Here is a 1,981-nt window from a genome sequence, read left to right as displayed (position 1 = left end):
TGGGCCACGCCCAACTCGGTCCGAACTTGACGAACTCGCCGTCATATTCGGCCTCTTCCTGCGTCCACAGCGCCCGCGCCGAAAGATAAACCACTGCGACCGCCAGCGGCGTGTCGTGTGCGTGAGTTATCTGTCGCGGCCCAACGGCGACCAGCGGCCGCCAAGCGTCGAGGTCGCCGCCAGGTTTAGAGCCTGCCCGCAGCAGCGCCTGCGCCGAAAGATAAACCACTGCGACCATCAGCGGCGTGTCGTGTGCGTGAGTTATCTGTCGCGGCCCAATGGCGACCAAGCGGCCAAGCCGCGAAGCGCCACCAAGCGACCAAGCGGCCAAGCGGCCAAGCGGCGACCAGGCTCAAAGCCAGCAGCGGTTCCCGTAGTCGAACGAGCGCACCTGAACCGGCTGCCCCAACGGGTCGCCATCGATCAGTAGCGATATCAGCTCGTCGTCTTCGGTGGTCGCCAAAAAACGCTTGTCGTCGGCGGCCAGTCGGCCGATGACAATGCCGGTCGGACGCCCGTTGTCGCGGCGGACCGTGTACGTCTCGATAGTGGCTGCGCCGTCGGGGGTTTCGGTGACCGGCACCGTGGCCCAGCCGTTGACCTCAGCCTGCAGCTGCGCGCTGCGGTCCGGCTGCCACGGTCCCGGCGTCGTCGAGTACACCCCGACCGAGTACTTGGCTTGAATGCCACCGTTTGCCCCGACAAGACCGAATTGCCCTGGCGCGCTTCGCATCCGGGCGATCGTCTCGGCCACAGCGTGTGTCGAGTAATTATTTCCGGCGCCGCCGAAGAAGGGCAATCCGCCGGTCACGGTCAGCCCGCGGGGGTCGTCGGGAGCGATGCCCAAGCCGTCGCAGATGTTGAACACCGGCGCGGGAAAGCAGCTGTACAGATCGAAGGTGGCAACGTCGTCGACGCCGATGCCGGCGACCGCCAGCGCTTCGCGCGCGGCGAGCACAGCCGACGGCGCGTGCCCGAGGTCCGGACGGTCCAGAAATGCCGGGGCTTCCAGATCCGCGTGGCCGCGCAGGTACACCCACCTGTCCTCGGGAACGCCGAGCCGGCGCGCGGCTTCGATCGACATCAACAGCGCCGCAGCCCCCTGGTTCACCTGGTCGCGGGCGACCAGCAACCGCGGGTAGGGCTCGCAGATCATCCGATTGCTCTCGGTGACGGTGATCAGTTCTTCAACACTGCGCTCAACCGGCGCAGCCGAAAACGGGTTTGCGGCAGCAACTTTGGTGAACGGCGCGAACAGTTCACCCATGCGCCGCAGGTATTCGGCCGGCCCCAATCCCGTCTCTGCCCGTCGGGCGTTTTCTATCAATGCGTACTGGGACGGCGCATCGACCAGACCGTGAATGATCGTGTAGTGGGTCATCAGCTTCTCGATACCCGGTCCACGGTCTTCCAGGTCACCTTCGACGGTCTCGCTGAAGTCGGGTTTGTCTGCGCGCTGCGCAAAATGCCGCAGCGTCGAGGTGGCATCCGAACCGAAGATCAGGGTGACTTGCGAGCGGCCCGCGGCGATCTCCCCGGCCAACTCGGTGATCAGGTGCTGGGGCCCTTGCCCGCCGACGACCTCCAAGATCGCGCGGCGCGGCTCGGCGCCGATGCGTTTGGCCACCGATCGCGGGTAGTTGTTGGACCGGCCGAAAGGTGCGTTAACCGTCGGCCCGGAGATCTCGAACTGCCGTAACGCGGCGATCGTGTCGATTTCGCCGGCCACAGCGGCGGCGTAGCAATCGTCAAGCGCAGCTTGAGCGGCGGCAGCGGCCAGTTCGACGGGAGACATGGCCCGGTAGTCCGAATCGTCGATACGCTCGGCCGCCTGTCCGACGCCGACGACGACGGGCGTCCGCGGATCAAGTTTCATAGCTCAACTATCTACCGCATTGCCGAGAAATAGCTCCTATGTCAAGCCGCGGCGGTTTGGGGTGGTGATTGGCGGGCCTTTTCGTCGGCGATGAGGTGGCGGTAG

At 65.6% G+C, this 1,981-nt stretch carries 1 protein-coding gene and 1 pseudogene; both read right to left on the bottom strand.

Annotated features, from left to right (window positions below; translation table 11 throughout):
• Positions 1 to 88, bottom strand: a pseudogene (locus A5634_RS28220) (LLM class F420-dependent oxidoreductase); the annotation flags it as partial.
• A gap of 264 nt (positions 89 to 352) precedes the next feature.
• A complete protein-coding gene (locus A5634_RS13485; protein ID WP_065144549.1) occupies positions 353 to 1,876 on the bottom strand; it encodes an acetyl-CoA acetyltransferase in 1,524 nt (507 codons plus the stop codon).
• Between the last annotated feature and the right edge of the window lie 105 nt (positions 1,877 to 1,981).

The sequence above is a fragment of the Mycobacterium asiaticum genome, assembly GCF_001673365.1.
In the GTDB taxonomy this organism is placed as follows: domain Bacteria; phylum Actinomycetota; class Actinomycetes; order Mycobacteriales; family Mycobacteriaceae; genus Mycobacterium; species Mycobacterium asiaticum_A.
This window is presented reverse-complemented; position numbering and strand designations above follow the sequence as displayed.